Below are 16015 nucleotides of genomic sequence, written 5' to 3' on the forward strand. Positions count from 1 at the left end.
GCTCGGGCGTTCCCAGGTACGCGGCTCGCGGTCGATGCCCGAGGCCACCGCGCTGCCCTTCAGCGCGTCGGAGACCAGGGTCAGGTCGATGCGCAGGCCCAGGTTGCGGCGGAAGCCAGCGGCACGGTAATCCCACCAGCTGAAGGTGCCCGCCTCGTCATTGTGCAGGCGGAAGCCATCGTGCAGGCCCAGCTGCAGCAGCTTGTTGAGTGCGCCGCGCTCGGCGGTGGAGGTCAGGATGTGGTTTTCGTTCCACACCTCCGGGTCGTGCACATCGCGCGCGTCCGGGGCGATGTTGAAGTCACCCATCACGATCAGCTTCGGGTGCCGCTGCAGTTCTTCGGCGATCCAGGCATGGACCGCTTCCAGCCAGCGCAGTTTGTAGTCGTACTTGTCGGTGCCGATGTCCTGGCCGTTGACCACGTACAGGTTGATCACACGCAGGTCGCCGAAGGTACCGGCGATGACGCGCTTCTGCTCGTCCTCGAAGCCGGGAATACCGATCTGCACGTCCTGCGCCGGCTCGCGCGACAACAGCGCCACGCCGTTGTACGTCTTCTGGCCGGCGAACACGCTGCGGTAGCCCGCGGCGATCAGCGCCGAATCGGGGAACTTGTGGTCCTCCAGCTTGGTTTCCTGGATACCGACGATGTCCGGGCCGAACTCCTTGAGCCACTGCTCCAGGTGCGGCAGGCGGACATTGAGCGAATTGACGTTCCACGAGGCGATCTTCATGGGGGCATTCTACCCGGGTGGGCCCTGATGGGCGCCCCTATACCCCGGTAGACGCCAACCTTGGTTGGCGCCAGCAATCACCGTGTGCCAACCAAGGTTGGCAACTACCGGAACCCGATCACCGCAAAAGGAACTTCAACAACCCCGCAATCTTCGAATACGGCGGCCGCAGCCGGTCACTGGCAGCCCAGCGCGACTGCCACAGCACCGGCAGCCGCTTGCTCATCGCATCGAACCCGGCCCGCCCGTGGTACGCACCCATGCCGCTGGCCCCCACCCCGCCAAACGGCAGGCCATCGGCGGCGAAGTGCAGCAGCGTGTCATTCACCGTCACCCCACCGGCCACCACCTGGCCGAGGATGCGCTCCACCGTCGCCGTGTCATGGCTGAAGGGATACAGCGCCAGCGGCCGATCACGCGACAGCACGTCGGCCAGCGCCGCATCCAGATCCGGGTAGGCGCGCACCGGCAGGATCGGCCCGAAGATCTCCTCGCGCATCAGGTCCAGGTCGTCCGGCGGGTCCAGCACCACAGTGGGCACCAGCAGCCGCTCACGATCAGCGCGCGCATCGTCCACCTGAGCCAGCGGAATCACCGGCACGCCGCGTTCGCGCGCCTGCGCCAGATAGCCCTGCAGGCGCCGGTACTGGCCTTCGTTGATGATGCGCGTGTAATCGTCGGCGCTGCTGAAATCGCCGTAGCGCTCGCGTACCTGCTGCTGCAGCGCCTGCACGAACTCGCGCTGGCGCACAGTATCGATCAGCACGTAATCCGGCGCGATGCAGGTCTGCCCGGCGTTGAACCACTTGCCGGTAGCCAGCCGCGCAGCGGCTTTGTCCAGCGGGAAATCGCGACAGACAATCGCCGGCGACTTGCCGCCCAGTTCCAGCGTGACCGGTACCAGATGTTCGGCCGCTGCGGCCATCACCTTGCGGCCAACGGCCGTCGAGCCGGTGAACAGCAGATGGTCCAGCGGCAACGACGACACCGCTGCGGCCACGTCCGCCCCGCCCTGCACCACCGCCACCCGGTCTTGCGGGAACACGCTGGCCAGCAGGTCGGCCAGGAACGCACTGGTGCGCGGCGTGTGCTCGGAGGGCTTCAACAACACGTGATTGCCGGCGGCAATGGCGGTGGCCAGCGGCACCAATGCCAGCGTGACCGGGTAGTTCCAGGGCGAGATCACCCCGACCACGCCCAGCGGCGTCGGCCGCAACTGCGCGCGCGCCGGCCACAGTCGCCAACCGGCGCCCACCCGCTGCGGCTTCGACCAGCGGCGCAGGTGGCGGCGCAGGTGGTCGATGGCCGACAGCACGCTCATGCCATCGGCCAGCTTCGATTCGGTGTGGGCGCGGTGGCCGAAGTCCTCGGCGATGGCCTGGGCCATTTCGTCCAGGCGCGGCTTCAGCGCCTCGCGCAGGCGGCGCAGGTCGGCTTCGCGCTGGTCGAGCGAGGGGCGCTGCGCCTGCCACGCACTGCGCAGGGCGCGCAGGATGACGGGCAGGTCGGCTGGGGCGGTGGTGGTCATGGGCCGACTATACGGGGTGCGACACGTCTCGATGGGGTCAGATCCCTTTCGCGCGCGAAAGGGATCTGACCCCGGGCGAGATACAGGCTGTGGCTTCGGATGCTTGTCAACCGCGATGACAGCGTTGAGCGCTGTTTATGAGCGTCTGCGGAGTTTTGTGCCGCGCGTTGCGCGGTCGCCGAGCATGGCTCGGCGCTACAGGGAAACGAAAAGGCCGTGGTCTGCACCACGGCCTCTCCTTCATCCGATGAACATCATTCCTACTTGGTGATATCCACGTCCTTGGTCTCGCGCAGGAACAGGCCGCCGATCACCACCGACATCAGCGCGATGATGATCGGGTACCACAGGCCGTAGTACAGGTTGCCGGTACCGGCCACCAGCGCGAACGAGATCGCCGGCAGGAAGCCACCGAACCAGCCGTTGCCGATGTGGTACGGCAGCGACATCGAGGTGTAGCGGATGCGGGTCGGGAACAGTTCGACCAGGTAGGCGGCAATCGGGCCGTAGACCATGGTCACGTACAGCACCAGCAGCCACAGCATGAAGATCGTGCCGGCGATGTTGATGCGTGCGCCATCGGCCTTGGCCGGGTAGCCGGCGGTGGTCAGGGCGGTCTTCAGTTCCGCACCGAACGCATCGGCCTTGGCCTTGCCCTCTTCCTTGGTCAGGCCAGCGGCTTCATACGAAGTGACGCTGGCACTGCCCACGTTCACCATCGCCAGCGAACCGGCGGCGGCGGGCTGCACGTCATACGGCACACCGGCCTTGGTCAGCGCGGCGGTGGCCACGTCGCAGGAGCTGGTGAACTTGCGCAGGCCGACCGGATCGAACTGGAACGAGCAGGTGGCCGGATCGGCCACGACCAGGGCCGGAGAGCTGCTGCGGGCTTCTTCGATGGCCGGGTTGGCGAAGTGGGTCAGGCCCTTGAAGATCGGGATGTAGGTGACGGCGGCCAGCAAGCAGCCCGCGAGGATGATCTTCTTGCGGCCGATACGGTCGGACAGCCAGCCGAAGAAGATGAAGAACGGCACGCCCAGCGCCAGCGCGGCCGCGATCAGCAGGTAGGAAGTGGTGGCATCGACCTTCAGCATGCTGCTGAGGAAGAACAGCGCGTAGAACTGGCCGCCGTACCAGACCACGGCCTGGCCGGCTGCAGCGCCGAGCAGGACCAGCAGCATCAGCTTCAGGTTGCCGCCCTTCAGGCTGTCACGGAACGGCGTCTTGGAACCCTTGCCCTCGGACTTCATCTGCTGGAACAGCGGCGACTCGCTCAGCTGCAGGCGGATCCACACGGACACACCCAGCAGCAGGATCGAGACCAGGAACGGAATACGCCAGCCCCAGGCTTCGAAGGCTTCGTTGCCGAGGAAGTAGCGGCAGGCCAGGATGATCAGCAGCGACATGAACAGGCCGAGCGTGGCGGTGCACTGGATGAAGCTGGTGTACAGGCCGCGCTTGTCGTCCGGCGCATGCTCGGCCACGTAGGTGGCGGCACCGCCGTACTCGCCGCCCATCGCCAGGCCCTGAGCCAGGCGCAGGATGATCAGGATCACCGGAGCGGCGAAGCCGATCGAAGCGTAGTTGGGCAGCACGCCGACCAGGAAGGTCGAGATGCCCATGATCAGGATGGTGACCAGGAAGGTGTACTTGCGGCCGATGCGGTCGCCGAGGCTGCCGAAGAAGGCCGCACCGAACGGACGCACGAAGAAGCCGGCTGCAAACGCCAGCAGGGCGAAGATCATGCCCGTGGTTTCATTGACACCACTGAAGAACTGCTTGGCGATGATGGCGGCGAGTGAGCCGTACAGGAAGAAGTCATACCACTCGAAGACCGTACCGAGGCTCGAGGCGAAGATGACCTTCTTGTGGCCCTTGGTCAGGGTGCCCGCTTTATGGGCGGTGCTGGGTGTACTGGACATGGGACGCTTCCCCTCCGAAGCAATCGTTGTTGGTGGGTGCCGAACGTTGGTCGGCACTCAATTCGGTGGATGCCGACCTTGGCCGGCACGCTCTTAGAAGCTGTACTTCGTGGTGAACTGCAACCGGGTGATGTCACCCTTGTTGCCGTTCTCCACTTCGCGACGGCCGTACATCAGCTCCGCACCGATATCGACCTTGGGCAGCGGCGAGTAGAAGATGTTGCCGCGGATGCTCTGCACGCTCTTGGTCACCAGCGGGCCGAGGATGCTGTCGTTGTCGTAGTCGCTGCGCGCGTAGATCAGGTTGGTGCGCAGCTTCGGCGAGAACGCATGCCGCCAGCCCACGTAGCCGGCCAGCACGCCGGTCGGGTTGAGCTCGTCGCGGGCCACGTCGTAGGCGCTGTCGGCGGTGATGCCCAGGCCGATGTAGCGGGCGATGCCTTCGCCGCCGGTCAGCTGGTAGTGCAGCGAATCGCTGTCACCCATCACCCACTTGCCGCCCAGGGTCAGGCCGCCAGCCACCTTGTCGGCCTTGGCGCCGGTGGCCTGGTTGTCGACCTTCAGCTGACGGACGATGCCGCCGACGCCGAAGGTGCCCCAGTTGCCCTTCCAGCCGTAACGCATGGTCAGATCAGGCAGGCTGCCACGATCGGAGTTGGCGCTGGCGTTGGTCCAGGCGCCGGTAACCGGGTTGCGGGTACCGGTGAGGGTGGTGGTTTCCGGGTTTTCCAGCGCGACGCTGAAGCCGCCCTGGGTGTAGCGCACCTGGGCCTGGCGCACGAAGATCACGCCGTCGGTGGGGCCGACGAAGTCGACCGCTTCCGGCAGTGCGGCCGCGTCCATGAAGTTGGACCAGGTCTGGCCGGCCATCCAGTTGTTCCAGTACATGTAGGCGTGGCGCAGGGTCACACCGTAGGTATTGGTGGCGGTCTGGTTGCCCAGCGAGTTGCCGAAGAAGTCCATCTCGAAGAACGCACCGGCCTTGTTGCCCGATTCGCTCACGTTGTCGATGCCCAGATTGAAGCGCGAGAACTTGGCGTGGGCGTTGAAATCGGTGCCCGAGCGCTTGCCGCTGCCACCGGCGCCTTCCACCGGGGTCTGGCCCGGCAGGTACAGCGAGCGGCCGGTGGCGTCGTCGGCCAGCTGGCCATCGCTGGTCTGGGTGGCGAGGAAATCGGCCTTGATGAAGCCGCCGATCTTGACCGTGGTGCCCGGCGCGGCGCCCGGGGTGATGGTGGTGACCTGGATCGGCTGCTTGCCCGCCGGCACCGAGGCGACCGGCTTCTGCTCGGCCTGCACCGTGCGGACTTCGGTCACCGCCTGCTGGGTCTGGCTGATCTGGGTCTGTTGTTGTTGCTGCGAAGACAGCAGCAGCTGGACCTGGCGTTCCAGTTCGGCAACGCGTGCTTCCAGCGCTTTCTCTTTGGCGGTCTCAGCGAACGCCATGCCCGGTGCGACCAGGGCGACCAACAGGCAGGCCGCCAAAGGTTTGCGCACGGCTTTCAACGTACGGTGGCTCATGTTGCCCTCTCTCCCAAGTGGCAAGGTGATGCCGCGCGTGGGGCACGGTCGAGCCGAGACTGCGGGGCGATTATGTATAGCGGCTATTCGCCATTGGTCGAACCCGGCCCTGCTGGGCGCTCACTTTCGACCATGGTCTAACCAGAGTGGTGACGCGGCCGGGGGTGGATGGGGCAAACTGAAGGGGATCGGTCGCTGCGATGCTGCGACCGCACATACAAAGTCAACGTGCAAGTGAGGGTGCCATGGCTGATATCTACCCCGTCGATCCGCAGTTCGCCGCCAAGGCACGCATCGACAAGACGTCGTACGAACAGCAGTACCAGGCTTCGGTGACCGACCCGGATGGTTTCTGGGGCAAGGCCGCCGAGCGCCTGAAGTGGATGCGCAAGCCGACGAAGATCAAGAACGTCAGCTACGACCTGTCCGATTTCCACATCAAGTGGTTCGAAGATGGCGAGCTCAATGCCAGTGTGAACTGCCTGGACCGCCAGCTGGAGAAGCGTGGCGACAAGACCGCCCTGCTGTTCGAGCCGGATGGCCCGGATGCACCGGCGCAGCACGTGACCTATCGCGAGCTGTACGAGCGCACCTGCCGCCTCGGCAACGCGCTGCGCAACCTCGGGGTCAAGAAGGGCGACCGGGTCACCATCTACCTGCCGATGATCGTCGACGCCGCCGTGGCCATGCTGGCCTGCGCACGCATCGGTGCGATCCACTCGGTTGTGTTCGGTGGCTTCGCACCGAACTCGATCGCCGACCGCGTCAGCGACTGCCAGAGCAAGCTGATCATCACCGCCGACGAGGGCCTGCGCGGTGGCCGCAGGATTCCGCTGAAGGCCAACGTCGATGCTGCGCTGAAGCTGCCCGGCACCAATACCGTGGAAACCGTGCTGGTGGTGCGTCACACCGGCGGTGCGGTCGACATGCAGGCCCCGCGCGACCGCTGGTTCCACGATGTGGTGGACAGCCAGCCGGCCACCTGCGAGCCGGAACGCATGAACGCGGAAGACCCGCTGTTCATCCTCTACACCTCCGGTTCCACCGGCAAGCCGAAGGGCGTGCTGCACACCACCGGCGGCTACCTGCTGTACGCGGCCTACACCCATGAAGCGGTGTTCGATCTGCGCGAGGACGACATCTACTGGTGCACCGCCGACGTCGGCTGGGTCACCGGCCACAGCTACATCGTGTACGGCCCGCTGGCCAACGGCGCGACCTCGCTGATGTTCGAAGGCGTGCCGAACTATCCGGACACCTCGCGCTTCTGGAACGTCATCGACAAGCACAAGGTGAGCATCTTCTACACCGCCCCGACCGCCATCCGCGCACTGATGCGCGAAGGCGAGGAGCCGGTGAAGAAGACCTCGCGCGCGTCGCTGCGCCTGCTCGGCAGCGTCGGCGAACCGATCAATCCGGAAGCCTGGCGCTGGTACTACGAGGTGGTCGGCGACAGCCGCTGCCCGATCGTCGATACCTGGTGGCAGACCGAGACCGGCGGCATCCTGATCTCGCCGCTGGCCGGCGCGATGGACCTCAAGCCCGGCTCGGCCACCCTGCCCTTCTTCGGCGTGCAGCCGGCGCTGGTCAATGCCGATGGCGAGATCCAGGACGGCCCGACCGAGGGCAACCTGATCATCCGCGATTCCTGGCCGGGCCAGATGCGCACGGTGTACGGCGACCACCAGCGTTTCATCGATACCTATTTCCGCACCTACCCGGGCAGCTACTTCACCGGCGACGGTTGCCGCCGCGACGAAGACGGCTACTACTGGATCACCGGCCGCGTGGACGATGTGATCAACGTGTCCGGCCACCGCATCGGCACCGCCGAAGTGGAAAGCGCTCTGGTCTCGCACCCGAAGGTGGCCGAAGCGGCCGTGGTCGGCTTCCCGCACGACGTGAAGGGCCAGGGCATCTATGCGTACGTGACGCTGGTGGCCGAAGAGGCGCCGACCGATGAGCTGCAGAAGGAACTGGTCGCCTGGGTACGCAAGGAGATCGGCCCGATCGCCACGCCGGACCACCTGCAGTGGGCGCCGGGCCTGCCGAAGACCCGCTCGGGCAAGATCATGCGCCGCATCCTGCGCAAGATCGCCGAGAACGCACCGGACCAGCTTGGCGACACCTCGACCCTGGCCGATCCGTCGGTGGTGGCGTCGCTGGTGGACGAGCGCAAGGTGCGCTGATGGCGTGACCGCAGGCGCAGGACGCGCCAGGGACGTGGCCGGGAGGAGGGACCCGGCCGTGTCCGACCCGTCCTGCACCTGCCATCACGTCGCTCTTTTTCCTGATCGATAAGCTCGACCCATGACCACCCTCCTGATTGCCGATGACCACCCGCTGTTCCGCGAAGCCCTGCGTGGGGCGGTACAGCGGGTCATCCCCGGCGTGCAGCTGTTCGAAGCCGACAGCGTGGAAGCGCTGTACGCGCTGGCCGACCAGCACAACGACGCCGACCTGGTCCTGATGGATCTCAACATGCCCGGTGCGCAGGGTTTCAACGCGCTGGTGCACATGCGCTCGCTGCATCCGCAGCTGCCGGTGGTCGTGGTGTCCGCGCGCGAAGAAGCCACGGTGATGCGCCGCGCGCTCGACCACGGCGCGCTGGGCTTCATTCCGAAGTCTGCGGATTCGGACACCATCGGCCACGCACTGGGCACCATCCTCGATGGTGAGACCTGGGCACCGCCGGAAGCGCACAACGTGCCGCCCACCGGCAGCGAGGAACGCGAAGTCGGCCAGCGCCTGCGTGAGCTGACCCCGCAGCAGTTCCGCGTGCTGCAGATGCTGGGCGCCGGCCGCTTGAACAAGCAGATCGCCTACGACCTCAACGTCTCCGAAGCGACGATCAAGGCCCACGTCACCGCCATCCTGCGCAAGCTGGGCGTCACCAACCGCACCCAGGCCGTGCTGATGGCCGGCAAGCTGGCGATCGACGACGACGCCATCGTGCTGCCGCCGGAAGAAGACTGAAGGTAGTGCCGGCCGCTGGCCGGCATTGGCCTGAAACCGCCTGAAATCGCTTCGGTAGGTGCCAAGCTTGCTTGGCACTTTTGCCCAGCCCCGCCGATGACGCAATCAGCTCTGGCGGGATGATGGATTCGGTCTCAAGCTGGAAGTTCCAACTTCCCGCCCGGAACGATGGACACCTGGACACTGATCGATACCGACGGCTTGAAGATTGGTGTAGTCCAGTGCTTCCGATATGTATCCTGGCGCGTGAGTGGCAGGTTCATGCCTGATCTCGGCTATTCAAGGTACCAGCGGCTCTTCGCCGATCTTGAATGTGCAGCCAATGAGCAGTTGCTCACCCATGTCGACGATCTCGAGAGAAGCATCGCTGCATTGCGCATTCGTGCAGTGGGGCCCAGCGGGGAGGACGATCCGCAGCGGGTCTCGAATCTGCAGATCATGCGTGACTGGTGTCAGTTCCAGATCAGTTCAATGACCCGCCCAGCCGATGAGCAACCTCTCACCCTGCCCTCAACAGAATCGAAAGTATCCGCACGTTGATCGCTTTCGTTCGCGAAGGCTGTCCGGATGGTCCCAGGCCTCCAGGCATGGCCCAGCACCATCAGGCACTGCTCCGGTAGGTGCCAAGCTTGCTTGGCACGCTTTTGATGGTGCACCTGCCGGCCAGCGGCCGGCACTACCAGGCACGGCTGCGCTCTCGATATAGCCATCGCTATACAAACCAGCCCTGCCTGCGCGTTTCGCTGGAAATGCGCCGCGCGTGAATCGCGATGCTAAGCTGCGCGTCCCCTTGGGGAGTAGCCGGATTCCTACGCAGGAATCGTCCACGTCAACATACTCGGCCAGTGCGCCGTGGCGTGGACAACCATGATGGTTGGCGAGACCAGCGGCCCGCGCGCGCAACGTCAGGTTGGGCGCGAGCGCAGGCCGTGCGTCCGTCCTAGCCCGACCTCAGCCGCCGCCCATGTCCCCCATTTCGATCCTCCTGATCGGCTTTGCCATGTCCACCGATGCCTTCGCCGCGGCGATCGGCAAGGGTGCGGCCATGCGCAAGCCGGTGTTCCGCGACGCACTGCGTGCCGGCATCATCTTCGGCGTCATCGAGGCGATCACGCCCATCATCGGCTGGCTGCTCGGCCGTGCCGCCCTGCAGTACGTCGAAGCCTTCGACCACTGGATCGCCTTCGGCCTGCTCGGCGCACTGGGCATCCACATGATCTACAACGGCCTGCGACCGGACAGTGCCGACGAAGACGAAGACCCCTCGCAGCACCACGGGTTCTGGAAGCTTGCGCTGACCGGATTCGCCACCAGCATCGACGCGATGGCGGTGGGCATCGGCCTGGCTTTCATGGACGTGCATATCGGCGTGATGGCAGCGGTCATCGGCCTGTGCACGCTGACCATGGTCACTGTCGGCATCATGCTCGGCCGCGTGCTGGGCAGCATGGTCGGCAAGCGTGCCGAGATCATCGGCGGCGTGATCCTGGTGATCATCGGCGCGACGATCCTGTACGAACACCTGCACGGCCTGGGGTAAAACGCCGAGGGCGAGCGATTGCGTGGTTGCCGGCCAGCGGCCGGCACTACTGAGCGTCGCGCAGCGCGCCCAGGAAGGCGCGCAGCGAGGCCGGCTTGATCGGCTTGGTCAGCACGCGGTAGCCGCGTTCGCGCGCCATCCGCTTCAGCTCGTCGCGACCATCGGCGGTCAGTAGTGCGCCCGGCAGCGGGTAACCGGCCGCCTCGCGCAGCGCCACCAGCGCATCCAGGCCGTCCATGCGGTCGTGCAGGTGGTAATCCACCAGCATCACCTGCGGGCGCTCGACGATCTTCTCCAGCGCCTGGTCGACGGTGGCCGCAGTGATCACCTGCACCTGCCAACGGCCGAGCAGTGCGCGCATGCCGTCGAGGATCTCCTCGTCGTTGTCCACGCACAGCACGCGCAGGCCCGCCAGCGAATCGCTGCGTACCGGTGCGGCCACCGCCTGTACCGGCGTGGCCAGCTCGGTGTAGCCCGGCAGCGGTGCCACCCGCGGCAGGATGATCGAGAACATCGAGCCCTTGCCGACCCGGCTGCGTGCGTTCAACCGATGGTCGAGCAGGCGCGAGATGCGTTGGCAGATCGACAGGCCCAGGCCCAACCCCTGTTCGCCCCAGTCGAATGGTTGCTGGTAGCGGTGGAACTCGTCGAAGATCTGACGCATATGGTGCTCGGGAATGCCGGGGCCGGTATCCCACACCTGCAGTTCCACTTCATCGCCGCGTTGGCGCACGGCCAGCACGATGCGGCCCTGGCGGGTGTAGCGCAGCGCATTGGCCAGGAAGTTCTGCAGCACGCGGCGCAGCAGGCGGCGGTCACTGCGCACCCACGCAGGGCGTGCGAACAGGTCCAGACGCAGGCCGCGGCCAGCCGCGACCGGGGTGTACTGCGCGGCCAGCTCACGCATCAACGCGCTCACGTCGAACTCGCCGATCACCGGATGCAGGCCGCCGGCATCCAGCCGCGACACATCCAGCAGGCCATCGAGCAGCTCTTCGGCCGCACGCAACGAAGCGTCCACACGCTCGGCCAGATGCTTCTGCTCGTCACTCACGTGATCACTGTCGCGCAGTGCCGAGGCGAACAGGCGCGCAGCGTTCAACGGCTGCAGCACGTCGTGGCTGATCGCCGCCAGGAAACGGGTCTTCGACTGCTGCGCGACCTCGGCCTCATGCGAGCGCTCGGCCACGCGCTGTTCCAGCGTCTCGTTGGCCTCCAACAGTGCTTTTTCCGCGTGCTTGTAGTCGGTGATGTCGTTGTAGCTGGTCACGTAACCGCCGCCGGGCAGCGCCTGCCCACGCATCTCGATCACCTTGCCATCGCTGCGGGTGCGCTCGAACACGTGCGGTGAACCGGCGCGCATGTAGCCGATGCGGCGGTTGATCTGCACTTCGATATCGCCCTCGCCCAGCTCGCCGCGCTCGGCGTTGTAGCGGATCAGGTCGGCCACCGGGCGGCCCACGTAGAGCATGCCGTCGGGGTAGCCGAACATGTCCTGGTAGCGGCGATTCCATGCGGTCAGCCGCATGTCCGGATCGACCACGCTGACCCCGGCGCTGATGTTCTCCAGCGTGGTCGACAGGATCTCGCGGTTGAAGCGCAGCTCCTGCCCGGCTTCGTCCAGCACGGCCACCACTTCGCCCAGATCCATGCCCGAGCCACGCAGCAGGCTGGTCAGCAGCAGGCGCGCCGACGCCGCACCGATCGATGCGGCCAACAAGCGCTCGGTGAACTGCACCCACGGGCGGTCGGCAGGTGCAGAGGATTGCAGCTCACGGCCCAGCGACTGCGCCTGCTCGAAGAACGAGCGCCGTGCGTGACGTTCACCGACCACCCGCGAGGCCAGTGCCAGCAGGTCACCCACGTGCACGTGACCCGGCCAGCCACCGGCCACCGACGGACGCTCGGCATACGGATCGAGGAACGGCGCGGCGCGAAGCCGCTCGTCGACGCCGGGCCGCCAGCGCGCGGACACCAGCATCATCGTCGCCGCGTTGACCAGCAGCGACCAGAACGTGCCGTGGGTCAGCGGGTCCCAGCCGGTCATGCCAAACAGCTGCTGCGGGCGCAGCCACTCGATGCCGAACGGGCCGTGCTGCACCCAGCCAGCATCGACCCAGCCGGCCATCGTCATCGCCGGCAGCAGCAGGGTGTACAGCCAGGTGGCAAAGCCGAGCAGCATGCCCACCTCGACGCCGCGCCGGCTGGCACCGCGCCAGTACAGGCCGCCGATCAGGCCCGGCGCAAACTGCGCCACCGCGGCGAACGCCATCAGGCCGTACGAGGCCAGCGTGCTGTCGTTGCTGCTGGTGCGGTAGTAGCTGTAGGCCATCAGCGCCAGCAGCAGGATCGCCAGGCGGCGGATCCACAGCACGCGCGAGGCGACGTCGGCGGCCTCCTGATGGTCGCCACTGCGACGCAGCAGCACCGGCATCACCAGATCGTTGCTGACCATGGTGGCCAGCGCGATCGACGACACGATCACCATGCCGGTGGCCGCCGAGAAGCCGCCCACATAGGCGATCAACGCCAGCGCATTGCGGCCTTCGGCCAGCGGCAGGGCCAGCACCATCGAGTCGTCGGCGACGCTGCCGCCGGTACCGAACAGGGTCACGCCGGCGGTGGCGATCGGCAGCACCATGCCCGAGATCAGTACCAGGTAGCCGCCGAACATCCAGCGCGCGCGGCGCACATCGCGCACGTCACCGCACTCGACCACCGCCACGTGGAACTGGCGCGGCAGGCAGATGATGGCGAGGAAGCTGAGCAGGGTCTGCGAGATGAAGCCCACCGGCGGCAGGCCGGTGAACAGCGTATGCACCGATTCGACCACCGCGTCGGTGCGGTTGCTCAGCCACAGGTAGGCGAACACGCCCACGGCCAGCATCGCCAGCAGCTTGATCACCGATTCGAAGGCGATCGCCAGCATCATGCCGTGGTGGTGTTCGGTGGCATCGACCTGGCGGGTACCGAACAGGGTGGCGAACAACGCCATCAGCAGCGCCACGTACAGCGCGGGATCGGTGAAGAAGCCAGTGGGGCCGGTGTTGCCGGTCAGTACCTGCAGGCTCATCGCCACTGCTTTGTACTGCAGGGCCAGGTACGGAATGATGCCGATCAGCGCGATGATCGCCACCAGCGCCGCCAGCCGCCGCGAGCGACCGAAGCGCGAAGAAATGAAGTCGGCGATGGACACCACGTTCTGGCTGCGTGCGATCAGCGCCAGGCGCTCGATGATGCGCCAGCCGAACAACAGCAGCAGCAACGGACCGATATAGATCGGCAGGTAGCCCACGCCGTTGCGCACGGCGGTACCGACCGCACCGTAGAACGTCCACGACGAGCAGTACACGGCCAGCGCCAGGCTGTAGACCACCGGCCGCAGCCACGGCCGGTCGGGGTACATCGGCCGACGGTCACCCCACCACGCCACGCCGAACAGCAGCGCGGCATAGGCAACCGAGACCAGCAGCAGGATCCAGCTGGAGACCACGCGCGCGTTTCCGTCGGAAGAACCCGCAGTGTAGGCCAGGCGTGGCCGGGGGTGCGGGCTCGTTGGGGACAACCACCCCCACCAAGGTGGGGGCCTACGCGGTGCGGGCCACGACCATTGGTCGTGGCCGGCTTCTTACTGGGCCGGCACGCCCATTTCCTTCAGCAGTTCCGGTGCCGGGTAGACCTTGGCCAGCAACCAGCGCAGGTAGCGCATGTCCACGTGCACGGCGCGCTTGTAGCGCGGGTCGAACCACCAGCTGGCGCTGACCGATTCCCAGTTGCTGTCGAAGTTCAGGCCGATCAGTTCGCCCTTGGCGTTGAGCACCGGCGAGCCGGAGTTGCCGCCGGTGGTATCCAGGTTGGTCAGGAAGTTGACCGTCTGGGTCTTCAGCGCCGGGTCGGCGGTGCTGCCGAAGTCACCCTTGGCGATCGCGGCCAGCAGCGGCTTGGGCGCATCGAACGGATAGGCGTTGGTGTTCTTCTCGACGATGCCGGCCACGGTGGTCACCGGCGAGTAGGTCACGCCGTCGCGCGGATGCAGCGCCTCGACCTTGCCGTAGCTGATGCGCAGGGTGCGGTTGGCATCCGGATACACCGCGCGGCCCTGCTTGGCACGCCAGGCGAACAGCGCCTGCATGTAGGCCGGGCGCAGGCGCAGCTGCTCGCCTTCGCGGGTCTTGCTTTCGTTCTCGATGCGCAGCTGCGCGGCCACCAGCGGGCCAGCCACGGTGATCAGCGGATCGGCAGCCAGCGCCTCGCCTTCGCGCGCAGCAGCGAAACGGGACAGGCGCTGTGCCTCCTCACCCAGTTGGGTGCCGGCGTATAGGGTATCCAGCGCCGCTGCCAGCTGCTCCGGGGTACGGCCGAAGGCCGTATCGAACTCGGCCACGCGCTGCGCGTCCGGCAGCTTCTGGTAGCGGGTCAGCAGGGTGGTCAGCAGCGCCTTCTCGACTTCCGGTGCGTAACGGCGCTGAACCTGCTTGAGCACGCCTTCGATCATCGCCTGGTCGCGCTGCTGGAAACCACTCTCGCGCTGCGCGTCCGGCTTGGCCGATTCGATGCGCAGGCGTTCCAGCAGCAGCGCCGAGCGCAGCAGCTGGCTCTGTGCGGCCATCTGGTCCAGCAGCAGGTCACGCTCGCCCACCGCCGCACCCTGCGACAGGTTGGTCAGCAGCGCCTTGATGTCGCCCTGGTACTTGCGGTCGGTAGCAGCCAGCATCGCCGTCTCGTCGGCGGCACGCTGGGCCTTGGCGTCGCTGCGCAACAGGCCTTCCAGCTCACCGGCGGCGCGCTTGCGGTTGTTCTTCAGCGACTGCAGCTGCGAGGCGTAGCGGGTGCGCGCCTGCGCGTCCTTGGCACTGGCGGCCTCGATGGTGTCGATCATCTGCTGGAACACCGATACGCGGCGCGGCAGCACGGTATCGATCTGGCCAGCGAATTCGGCCGCGGTACGGTGGCGATAGGTGATGCCCGGGTAACCGGCCAGCATCGCGTAGTCACCTTCCTTCGGGCCTTCCACCGACATCTGCAGGTGCGCCGGCGCCTGGTAGGGCACGTTGTCCTTGCTGTACGCGGCCGGCTTGCCGTCCTTGCCGACATAGGCGCGCAGCAGGGTGAAGTCGCCGGTGTGGCGCGGCCACATGAAGTTGTCGATCTCGTCGCCGTAGTTGCCGATCGCACGCGGCGGCGCGTAGACCAATCGCACGTCGCTCAGTTCCAGCTGGGCAATGCGGTAGAAATCGGTGCCGTAGTACATGTTGGCCACCGAGCAGCGCACGCTGCCGTCCTTCTCGCACTCGGCCACGATCTGCTTGCTGGCCGCATCCACCGCATCGAAGTAGGCACGCCCGGTCTTGCCACGCGCCTGCGCCAGCACCTGGTCGGTCACCTTGTCGAAGCCGACGGTGACCAGCACGCGGAAGTCCGGGTTGGCCGGGCGCTCGTCGGCGCGGTCCCTGGCGATGAAGCCACCATTGATCAGGTCGTGCTCGGGCGAGCTGTTGTACTGGATCACGCCCATCGCCACGTGGTGGTTGGTCAGCAGCAGGCCGTCCGACGATACGAACGAGCCGGTGCCGCCACCGGCACGCACCACTGCGCTCAGCGGCGGTGCGGTGACATTGGCCAGGTCGGCCGGATTGCCCTTGAAGCCTGCGGCCTGCAGCGGCTTGGCCAGCTCCGGCAGCTGGGTCGGCATCCACATGCCTTCATCGGCGTGGGCGCCGGCGGCGAGGGTCAGGCCCAGGGCCAGGGCGGTGGGAAGGGCTTTGCGTGGTGACATGGGGCAATCCGGTACGA

The 16015-nt window shown here is 66.4% G+C and carries 10 protein-coding genes and 1 riboswitch; of the genes, 4 read left to right on the top strand and 6 right to left on the bottom strand.

Translation table 11 applies throughout. From position 1 onward, the window contains the following. The 4 genes from xth to N7573_RS18285 all read right to left on the bottom strand — a co-directional run. A partial coding sequence (gene xth / locus N7573_RS18270) for an exodeoxyribonuclease III (protein WP_279943240.1) occupies positions 1 to 735 on the bottom strand: 735 nt, incomplete at its 3' end. A gap of 118 nt (positions 736 to 853) precedes the next feature. After that, positions 854 to 2263, bottom strand: a complete 1410-nt coding sequence (locus tag N7573_RS18275; protein WP_279914031.1) for a coniferyl aldehyde dehydrogenase — start codon at positions 2261 to 2263, stop codon at positions 854 to 856. A 260-nt stretch (positions 2264 to 2523) separates the two neighbouring features. Beyond that, complete coding sequence (locus N7573_RS18280; protein ID WP_164222664.1) at positions 2524 to 4185, bottom strand: MFS transporter; 1662 nt, start codon at positions 4183 to 4185, stop codon at positions 2524 to 2526. A 93-nt stretch (positions 4186 to 4278) separates the two neighbouring features. Next, positions 4279 to 5706 carry a DcaP family trimeric outer membrane transporter gene (locus N7573_RS18285; protein ID WP_071229448.1) on the bottom strand — a complete coding sequence of 476 codons (1428 nt, stop codon included), beginning with the start codon at positions 5704 to 5706 and terminating at the stop codon, positions 4279 to 4281. Between the two features lie 245 nt (positions 5707 to 5951). Here N7573_RS18285 and acs point away from each other — a divergent pair, with 245 nt between their 5' ends. From acs to N7573_RS18305, 4 genes are all read left to right on the top strand, one after another. Further along, a complete protein-coding gene (acs, locus tag N7573_RS18290) occupies positions 5952 to 7895 on the top strand; it encodes an acetate--CoA ligase (protein ID WP_279912483.1) in 1944 nt (647 codons plus the stop codon). A gap of 121 nt (positions 7896 to 8016) precedes the next feature. Next, positions 8017 to 8682: a response regulator transcription factor gene (locus N7573_RS18295; protein ID WP_005420420.1), complete on the top strand. Its 666-nt coding sequence runs from the start codon at positions 8017 to 8019 to the stop codon at positions 8680 to 8682. Positions 8683 to 8850: 168 nt separating this feature from the next. Beyond that, positions 8851 to 9222: a hypothetical protein gene (locus tag N7573_RS18300; RefSeq protein WP_279912484.1), complete on the top strand. Its 372-nt coding sequence runs from the start codon at positions 8851 to 8853 to the stop codon at positions 9220 to 9222. Positions 9223 to 9468: 246 nt separating this feature from the next. After that, positions 9469 to 9558: riboswitch (yybP-ykoY riboswitch) on the top strand. Between the two features lie 88 nt (positions 9559 to 9646). Continuing rightward, on the top strand, positions 9647 to 10222 hold the full coding sequence (locus tag N7573_RS18305; RefSeq protein WP_032128462.1) for a manganese efflux pump MntP family protein: 576 nt from the start codon (positions 9647 to 9649) through the stop codon (positions 10220 to 10222). 46 nt (positions 10223 to 10268) lie between these two features. On the opposite strand, the gene N7573_RS18310 is transcribed toward N7573_RS18305, so the two are convergent. Continuing rightward, positions 10269 to 13715: a PAS domain-containing hybrid sensor histidine kinase/response regulator gene (locus N7573_RS18310; RefSeq protein ID WP_279912485.1), complete on the bottom strand. Its 3447-nt coding sequence runs from the start codon at positions 13713 to 13715 to the stop codon at positions 10269 to 10271. Between the two features lie 135 nt (positions 13716 to 13850). Further along, positions 13851 to 15998, bottom strand: coding sequence for a S46 family peptidase (locus N7573_RS18315; protein ID WP_279912486.1), 2148 nt, complete (start codon positions 15996 to 15998; stop codon positions 13851 to 13853). Between the last annotated feature and the right edge of the window lie 17 nt (positions 15999 to 16015).

The organism is Stenotrophomonas sp. GD04054, from assembly GCF_029836955.1.
Taxonomy (GTDB): Bacteria; Pseudomonadota; Gammaproteobacteria; order Xanthomonadales; family Xanthomonadaceae; genus Stenotrophomonas; species Stenotrophomonas maltophilia_A.

Coding starts and splice junctions, on each gene's coding strand:
- N7573_RS18275 (WP_279914031.1), bottom strand. CDS start 2,263: ATGACCACCACCGCCCCAGCCGACCTGCCCGTCATCCTGCGCGCCCTG.
- N7573_RS18280 (WP_164222664.1), bottom strand. CDS start 4,185: ATGTCCAGTACACCCAGCACCGCCCATAAAGCGGGCACCCTGACCAAG.
- N7573_RS18285 (WP_071229448.1), bottom strand. CDS start 5,706: ATGAGCCACCGTACGTTGAAAGCCGTGCGCAAACCTTTGGCGGCCTGC.
- acs (WP_279912483.1), top strand. CDS start 5,952: ATGGCTGATATCTACCCCGTCGATCCGCAGTTCGCCGCCAAGGCACGC.
- N7573_RS18295 (WP_005420420.1), top strand. CDS start 8,017: ATGACCACCCTCCTGATTGCCGATGACCACCCGCTGTTCCGCGAAGCC.
- N7573_RS18300 (WP_279912484.1), top strand. CDS start 8,851: ATGGACACCTGGACACTGATCGATACCGACGGCTTGAAGATTGGTGTA.
- N7573_RS18305 (WP_032128462.1), top strand. CDS start 9,647: ATGTCCCCCATTTCGATCCTCCTGATCGGCTTTGCCATGTCCACCGAT.
- N7573_RS18315 (WP_279912486.1), bottom strand. CDS start 15,998: ATGTCACCACGCAAAGCCCTTCCCACCGCCCTGGCCCTGGGCCTGACC.